The 7,730-nt window shown below is 73.1% G+C and carries 8 protein-coding genes; 7 read left to right on the forward strand and 1 reads right to left on the reverse strand.

Annotation, left to right across the window (positions count from 1 at the left end):
• On the reverse strand, positions 1–1,162 hold a 1,162-nt coding region (locus BI06_RS44335; RefSeq protein WP_107113540.1), incomplete at its 3' end, for a glycoside hydrolase family 26 protein.
• A 378-nt stretch (positions 1,163–1,540) separates the two neighbouring features.
• Between BI06_RS44335 and BI06_RS44340 the strand changes: the two genes are divergently transcribed.
• The 7 genes from BI06_RS44340 (at position 1,541) to BI06_RS44370 (ending at position 7,575) form a co-directional block, all read left to right on the forward strand.
• On the forward strand, positions 1,541–2,473 hold the full coding sequence (locus tag BI06_RS44340) for a hypothetical protein (RefSeq protein ID WP_043478610.1): 933 nt from the start codon (positions 1,541–1,543) through the stop codon (positions 2,471–2,473).
• A gap of 220 nt (positions 2,474–2,693) precedes the next feature.
• Positions 2,694–4,292, forward strand: coding sequence for an ABC-F family ATP-binding cassette domain-containing protein (locus BI06_RS44345; protein WP_030398280.1), 1,599 nt, complete (start codon positions 2,694–2,696; stop codon positions 4,290–4,292).
• Between the two features lie 388 nt (positions 4,293–4,680).
• On the forward strand, positions 4,681–4,914 hold the full coding sequence (locus BI06_RS44350; protein WP_030398279.1) for a helix-turn-helix domain-containing protein: 234 nt from the start codon (positions 4,681–4,683) through the stop codon (positions 4,912–4,914).
• A 232-nt stretch (positions 4,915–5,146) separates the two neighbouring features.
• Positions 5,147–5,953, forward strand: a complete 807-nt coding sequence (locus tag BI06_RS44355; RefSeq protein WP_030398278.1) for an enoyl-CoA hydratase/isomerase family protein — start codon at positions 5,147–5,149, stop codon at positions 5,951–5,953.
• 522 nt (positions 5,954–6,475) lie between these two features.
• Positions 6,476–6,982, forward strand: a complete 507-nt coding sequence (locus BI06_RS44360; protein WP_043478613.1) for an Asp23/Gls24 family envelope stress response protein — start codon at positions 6,476–6,478, stop codon at positions 6,980–6,982.
• 42 nt (positions 6,983–7,024) lie between these two features.
• Positions 7,025–7,216, forward strand: a complete 192-nt coding sequence (locus BI06_RS44365) for a hypothetical protein (protein WP_030398276.1) — start codon at positions 7,025–7,027, stop codon at positions 7,214–7,216.
• Positions 7,216–7,575, forward strand: a complete 360-nt coding sequence (locus tag BI06_RS44370; protein WP_043478617.1) for a hypothetical protein — start codon at positions 7,216–7,218, stop codon at positions 7,573–7,575. The genes BI06_RS44365 and BI06_RS44370 overlap by 1 nt, the downstream gene beginning before the upstream one ends.
• Positions 7,576–7,730 lie beyond the last annotated feature (155 nt).

Raw genomic sequence — 7,730 nt, forward strand, 5'->3', positions numbered from 1 at the left:
GCGGCGCCGTCGGAGTGGCGGACGGCGAGGCCGGCGCGGTCGGCGCACCGGGCGGCGTCGGCTGCGCCGGGACACCCGGCGCCACCGGTACGACCGGTGCCGGCGGCGGCGTCGGCGCGGCCGGGGCCCCCTTGGAGCCCGTCATCAGCTGCTTGAACCGGGCACCGGCCCGCGGGTTCCGGTCGCACTGCCAGAACCCGTGCGGGCAGTAGTCGGTGACGGTCTGGTACGCGGTGTCGTGGGTGCGGATCCACTCCACCATCCGCTGCACGAACTCCGGATTGTCCCCGTTCCGGAACAGCCCCCACTCCGGGTACGAGACCGGCTTGCCGCGCTTGGCCGCGAACTCCACCTGGTCCTGCAGCCCGTACGGCTCCCGCACGTAGTCGTCGAAGGTGCCGCCGGCCGGCTGGTCGTAGCTGTCCATGCCCAGGATGTCGACCACGTCGTCCCCCGGGTAGCACTTCGTCCACGGGATCGCGTCCAGCCCCCGGTTCGGCGTGAAGTCGAAACGGAAGCGCTGCCCCGGCACCGAGCGCATCACCGTGACGATCCGCCGCCAGTACGTCTTCCAGGCGGCCGGGTCGGGCTTGCAGCGGTGCGTGTAGGTGACGCCGTTCATCTCCCAGCCGAGGGTGAGCACGGTGTCCGCGCCGCCGAGCGCGACCAGACGCCGGGCCAGCTTCAGGAAGTGCCGGTCGAAGTCGCCGCGCGCGCCCTGGGCCAGCAGCCGGGCCACCTCGCCGTCCGGCACGTTGGCCTCGTTCGGCACCAGCATCGGCACACCGAGGATCAGCATCCGCGACGGGTCCGCCAGCCGCCACTGCGACCACATGCCGAGCACCACCGGCTCGCCCTCGACGTCCGCCCAGCCGTTGCCCGCCAGATAGGTGTGCCCGACCTGGAGGTTCGCGTTGCCCAGCCACTGCGAGTACCGCCCGATCTGCGGGATGTACTTGTCCCAGGAGCCGACGAAGGCCCCGAACGGCGGCTCGTGCGGCGGCCGCTGGACCACCGGACGCGGCGCGGCCCCGCGCGGCGAGATCCCGTCCGAGGAGAGCGCGTGCCGCTCGGTCTGGCTCAGCGGCGTCCCGGCGGGAACGCCGGCCGTGGTGAGCAGCAGCAGGGTGGCGGCGGCCAGCGCCAGGCGGCCGAATCGCATGGTCTCTCCTCGGGCGGTTCCCCGGTCGGTGCCACGCGCGGGGCGGAGCAGGCTGGGCGGAGGCGGGCAGGGGCACGCACGGTGGTGTCCCGATTGCCGACAGTAGGGCCGCCCGGCCGGGGAAAAGCCGAATGTCACCCTAAAGTGGGCGATATTCGAACGCCGTCCGGCGGTGTGCCGTGTATCACCTCCGTAACAGTCCTGACCGCCCCGGAAGCCCTACCGCACGGCCCCGCCCGGGGCCCCGCCGGGCCCGACGGCGCAGGTCGCCGGGCGGGTGCCGGAGGACCGCGCCCGGCCGCCGCGAGGGCCTGCGCCGTTCGGCCGTACTCCGAATCGCGGCTGACTCGCGCGGGCACCGAAAGGTACGCTCCGCCCGTGTCCTGGAAGTCGCGCGCCCTCAGCCCCCGATCGATCCTGCCTGCCCTGGCGGTACTGCTGGTCCTTGTGGCGGGCGCCGCCGCGCACGCCAACAAGCCGGTCCCGTTCGGCGACCGGGTGGCCGCACGGAGCGCCGCCGACCCCAGCGCCGACGCCACCGCGACCCTCGACGCCGCCGACCTCGACCTGCGGGTCGGCCCCGGCCTGGAGGCCTACCACCGGGCCACCGGCGAGCACGCCTGGTCCTACCAGCGGGAGGGCGCCACCGCGCTCTACCTGTCGATGGCCGGCGAGAACGCCGTGGTCGTCTGGGACGACGGCCTGGTCACCTCGGTGCGCCCCGGCGACCAGCAGGTCCGCTGGCACCGCGCGGTACCCGGCCTCGCCGACTGGCTGCGCGGCGCGGGCGAGCCCGGCGCCGACAAGCGGACCGAGGAGCAGCGCAAGCAGCAGGCCACCGAGCGGGCCTCGGCCGCCCTGCGCACCGTCCAGCAGTCCACGCCCTGGGTGGCGGTGGTCACCCCCCAGCTCACCATGGGCTTCCGGGACGCCGACGGCGACCTGCGCTACAACTCCAAGCCCGCCGGCAACTGCGTCTACGACCCGGAGCGCACCGTCGCCACCGACTACGCGGTGCTGGTCCCGCGCAGCTGCGCCAACAGCACCGGGCAGCAGGTCTCCGGCGGCATCTCCGGCTACCGGCTGGACAGCACCGGCTGGCAGCTGAACTCCGGCCCCGGCGTCTCGATGAAGGCGCTGGACGGCCGCCGGGTGCTGATCTCCGACGGGCCGATCGTCACCCCGCGGGTCTTCGACACCTGGGCCGCCGCCCCCGAGGCCGCCTGCGGCAGCGCGGCCGAGCCCTTCGCCGCCGTCCCCCCGGCCGGCGGCTGCACGGCGCCGGACGCGGACAGCCCGCAGGCCCGCTGAGGCGTCCCGTCCGGGCCCCCGGTGCCCCCGGCGGGCAGCTCTTACCGGGCCGCGCGCGCGGCCCGGTAGACTTGCCGCCATGGCTGTTCTCTCCGGGCACTAGCGGGTGCGCGGCACCGCCCCGGGCGGTCCGCCGAACCCCGTCGACGACGCCCCTTCCCGCCGCCCCGGCCCGAGCCCGTCCGGTCGCCCGCCCACGTCCCAGGAGTAGTGCCCAGCCATGATTTCCGTCAACGGCCTCGAACTGCGCGCCGGCGCCCGGATCCTGATCGAGTCCGCGAACTTCAAGGTCGCCGCCGGCGACCGGATCGGCCTGGTCGGGCGCAACGGCGCCGGCAAGACCACGCTGACCAAGGTGCTGGCCGGCGAGGGCATCCCCGCGGCCGGCAGCGTGATCCGCTCCGGCGAGGTCGGCTACCTGCCGCAGGACCCGCGCACCGGCGACCTCGACGTCCTCGCCAAGGACCGCATCCTCTCCGCCCGCGGCCTCGACACCGTGCTGAAGAAGATGCGCGAGAACGAGGACCGGATGGCGAACGGCAAGGGCGCCACCCAGGAGAACGCGATGAAGAAGTACGCGCGCCTGGAGACCGAGTTCCTCACCAAGGGCGGGTACGCCGCCGAGGCCGAGGCCGCGACCATCGCCGCCGCGCTGGGCCTGCCGGACCGCATCCTCAACCAGCCGCTGCACACCCTCTCCGGCGGCCAGCGCCGCCGCGTCGAGCTCGCCCGGATCCTGTTCTCCGACTCCGACGTGCTGCTCCTCGACGAGCCCACCAACCACCTCGACGCCGACTCGATCGTCTGGCTGCGGGACTTCCTGAAGACCTACAAGGGCGGCTTCATCGTCATCTCCCACGATGTCGAGCTGGTCGAGACGGTCGTCAACAAGGTCTTCTACCTGGACGCCAACCGCTCCGCGATCGACGTCTACAACATGGGCTGGAAGCAGTACCAGCAGCAGCGCGAGGACGACGAGAAGCGCCGCAAGCGCGAGCGGGCCAACGCCGAGAAGAAGGCCGCGACCCTCAACGCCCAGGCCGACAAGATGCGCGCCAAGGCCACCAAGACCGTCGCCGCGCAGAACATGGCCCGCCGCGCCGACAAGCTGCTCTCCGGCCTGGAGCAGGTCCGGATGAACGACAAGGTCGCCAAGCTGCGCTTCCCGGACCCGGCCCCGTGCGGCAAGACCCCGCTGACCGCCAGCGGGCTGTCCAAGTCCTACGGCTCGCTGGAGATCTTCACCGACGTCGACCTGGCCATCGACCGGGGCTCCCGGGTCGTCGTGCTGGGCTTCAACGGCGCCGGCAAGACCACCCTGCTGCGGATGCTCGCCGGGGTGGAGAAGCCGGACACCGGCGAGGTGATCCCGGGCCACGGCCTGAAGATCGGCTACTACGCCCAGGAGCACGAGACCCTGGACCCGGAGCGCACGGTGCTGGAGAACATGCGCTCCTCGGCCCCCGACACCGACCTGGTGCAGATCCGCAAGATCCTCGGCTCGTTCCTGTTCTCCGGCGACGACGTCGACAAGCCGGCCGGGGTGCTCTCCGGCGGCGAGAAGACCCGGCTCGCGCTGGCCTCGCTGGTGGTCTCCAGCGCCAATGTGCTGCTCCTCGACGAGCCGACCAACAACCTGGACCCGGCCAGCCGCGAAGAGATCCTCGGCGCGCTGCGCGAGTTCAGCGGCGCCGTCGTCCTGGTCACCCACGACGAGGGCGCGGTCGACGCGCTCCAGCCGGAGCGGATCATCCTGCTCCCCGACGGCGTCGAGGACCTCTGGAGCCCGGCCTACGCCGACCTGGTCTCGCTGGCCTGATTCCGCCACGTCAGGGCCCGGTCGTCCGTACGGACGACCGGGCCTTCGTGTTCCCGTCCGGCCGGCGGTAGACGCCCCCTCCACTTTCTGCGCCAGAAAAACTACTCCTTCCGGCGTGTCCGGGAATGAAGGGGTCGCGCATTCCGTTTGAGGAGCTTCCGTCAGCCCACCACTCGATCGTGGGCGGGCCCACGCTGCTGATCAGCCCATTCGCTCCGAACGGCGGTAGACCGACGGGGGCGTGCACTCAGCGTGAGCGCCCTTGTGCGCTCGGATCACCACCGCAGGACCGCCCATTCCAGACATGGACCTTGTCGAATGGGTGGCCAGGACGCGGTGGATGGGTGATCATGGGAATCTGACCGAGCAACGCTACGAGGAGGCACGGGTGGCCGAGACTCTGAAAAAGGGCAGCCGGGTAACCGGTGCCGCGCGTGAGAAGCTCGCGGCCGATCTCAAGAAGAAGTACGACTCCGGAGCGAGCATTCGTGCCCTCGCGGAGGAGACCGGTCGCTCGTACGGCTTCGTGCACCGAATGCTGAGCGAATCCGGGGTGATCCTCCGGGGCCGCGGCGGTGCCACGCGGGGCAAGAACAAAGCCGCAGCCGGGGCCGGTTCCTGACGCCCCGTCACTTCATCGGACGGATGACTCGGCGGCAGGGCGCCGACCGGGAAGGCGACCGTCGATCGCCCGCCCCCGGCCAGAGCGAACCGGCCGCCGATCGTCATGTCGCGGCCCGGCCGTGACCCGGTCACCGGTCGCCGCACGACGATCGTCGGTGGGCCCCTGCCGCTGCGCCGTCAGTTTTGTTACTCTCCGGTAGCCAAGCACCCTCGCCACCGGAGGTCCCCGCATGACCGCTCCCGCCACCGATCCGCAGACCCCGAGCCGGGAGCAGGACGGCGTTCGCCTGGAGCTCGACGGCGACCTCGCCGTCGTCACCCTCTGTCAGCCCGCGCGGCGCAACGCGCAGTCCCCCGCGATGTGGCGCGCCCTCGCCGCCTTCGGCCGCGAGCTGCCCGGGAACGTCCGGGTGGTACTGCTCCGCGCCGAGGGCGTCTCCTTCTCCGCCGGCCTGGACCGCGCGATGTTCAGCCCCGAGGGCATCCCCGGCGAGCCCAGCTTCCTCCAGCTGGCCGCCGCCGAGGACAAGGAGCTCGACGCGACCATCGCCGGGTACCAGGAGGCCTTCACCTGGTGGCGCCGCCCCGACCTGGTGACCCTCGCCGCCGTCCAGGGCCACGCCGTCGGCGCGGGCTTCCAGCTCGCCCTCGGCTGCGACCTGCGGGTGGTCGCCGAGGACGTCCAGTTCTCCATGAAGGAGACCTCGCTCGGCCTCGTCCCCGACCTCGGCGGCACCAAGCCGCTGACCGACCTGGTCGGCTACGCCCGGGCGCTGGAGATCTGCGCCACCGGCCGCTGGGTCGGCGCCGACGAGGCCACCTCGATCGGCCTGGCCAACCTCGCCGTCCCGGCCGCCGAGCTGGACGCCGCCGCGCGCGACCTCGCCGCCGCCCTGCTCGCCGCGCCGCGCAACGCCGTCATCGAGACCAAGGCCCTGCTCCAGGGCGCCGCCGCCCGCTCCTACGACGAGCAGCGCTCGGCCGAACGGGCGGCGCAGGCCCGCCGGCTCCGCGACCTGGCCGGCCTCGGCGACTGACCGGGGTGTTCCGGGTCCGGCCGCCCGGGTGACCGGGCGGCCGCGCGGCCGGACCGAGCAAGTGGGCAAGTGGGCAATCGGGCGGCTGGGCGCCCGTGCGGGTGACCGGTGACTTTGCAAAGTGTGACTTTGCAAAGTCACCTCGGGGCCCGATCGGACTTTGCAAAGAGTCGCTCGAGGGGCCCGGGCCCGTGGGAAATCCCACGGGCCCGGGCTTTTTCGCGTTTCCGGCGGGTGGCCGACCTGCCGGGGGCGGGACTTTGCAAAGTCGCACTTTGCAAAGTCCCGCCGGATCCGGACGGGCCTGGCGAACGGCGACCGGAGAGGCCCGGCCCCGTGGGATGCCCCACGGGGCCGGGCTCTTCCGTGTCTCCGCCCCTCTGCTCATCCGCTCATCCGCCTGTCCGCCTGTCCGTCCGCAAGGTCCGCCCGTCCGGCTGCTCCGGGGGCGGGAACCGTGGCGAAATGCCAGAGTTGGAGCGATTTGCGATATAGCTGGAGCCGCACAACGGGAGATGAGCCATGCCTGACACTCCGACACCCGCCACCCTGCACAAGAACCCCTCGGCCGGTGCCGCCGCGTCCTCGACGGGCGCCGACGGCGCGACGGCGGTCGCCGAACGCGGCCGCACCGCGCTGGCCGTCGGCGTGGTCGAGAAGATCGCCGGGATGGCCGCGCGCGAGGTCAGCGGCATCCACGCCCTCGGCTCCGGCCTCGCCCGCACCTTCGGGGCGATGCGGGACCGCGTCCCCGGCGGGCGCAGCAGCATCGGGCGCGGCATCAAGGCCGAGGTGGGGGAGAAGCAGACCGCCATCGACATCGCGCTGGTCGTCGAGTACGGCGTCGTCATCCCCGAACTCGCCCGCCAGGTGCGGGAGAACATCGTCGATGCGGTCGAGCGGATGACGGGTCTGGAGGTCGTCGAGGTGAACATCGCCGTCAACGACGTCCACCTGCCCGACGAGCCCGATGTCGTCGAGGAGGAAGAGGAGCCCCCCTCCTCCGGCCAGCGCCCCAAGCTGAAGTAGTGCCCGGCTGAAGTTGCCCCCGCGGAAGACGAGGTGGAACGCATGAACCTGGCCATCGTCGGCCTGGTGGTGGGAATGGCCCTGGGCTTCGCCGGATACTTCGGCGGGTTCGCGGCCTTCCTGCTGGTGGCCGCGCTGGGGGTGGTCGGATTCGTGGTCGGCCGTCTGCTGGAGGGCGACATCGAGCTCGGCGAGCTCGGCGACCTGCTGCGCAGTCGCGACCGGCGCCGCTGATGGCGGCCCTCGTCCCCGCGCCGACGCACGGGGAGCCCGGCACGCGTGGCCGGCTGCGGATCGCCGACCGGGTCTACGCCCGGATCGCCGCCAGGGCCGCCCGGGAGGCGCTCGCCGAGTCCTGGGAGGGCCGGACCGCCCGCGGCGGACCGCCCGCGGTCTCGGTGAACACCCCGTCCGCGCCGGGCGGCCCGGTCACCGTACGGGTCGCCGTCGACCTGCCCTTCCCCGCCGATCTCACCGCCCTGGCCCGCGCCGTCCGCGACCGGATCGTCTCCGATGTCCGCGCGCTGACCGCCACCCGGGTGGCCGAGGTCGTCGTGGTGGTCGAGCACCTGGTGCCGGAGGTGGCGGGATGAGCACCTGGCGGAGTGCCGGGGTGGGCCGACGCGAGGTCTGGGCCGCCGGCGGCGGCCGCTGCGGCGGCAGCACCGGACCGGGCTGGGGCCGGGGCCGGCCGGGGCACGGCGGCGGAGCGGCCTGCCACGGCGGCTGCTGGATGACCGGGCCCGCC

It is taken from the genome of Kitasatospora sp. MBT66 (assembly GCF_000710405.2).
Lineage (GTDB): Bacteria > Actinomycetota > Actinomycetes > Streptomycetales > Streptomycetaceae > Kitasatospora > Kitasatospora purpeofusca.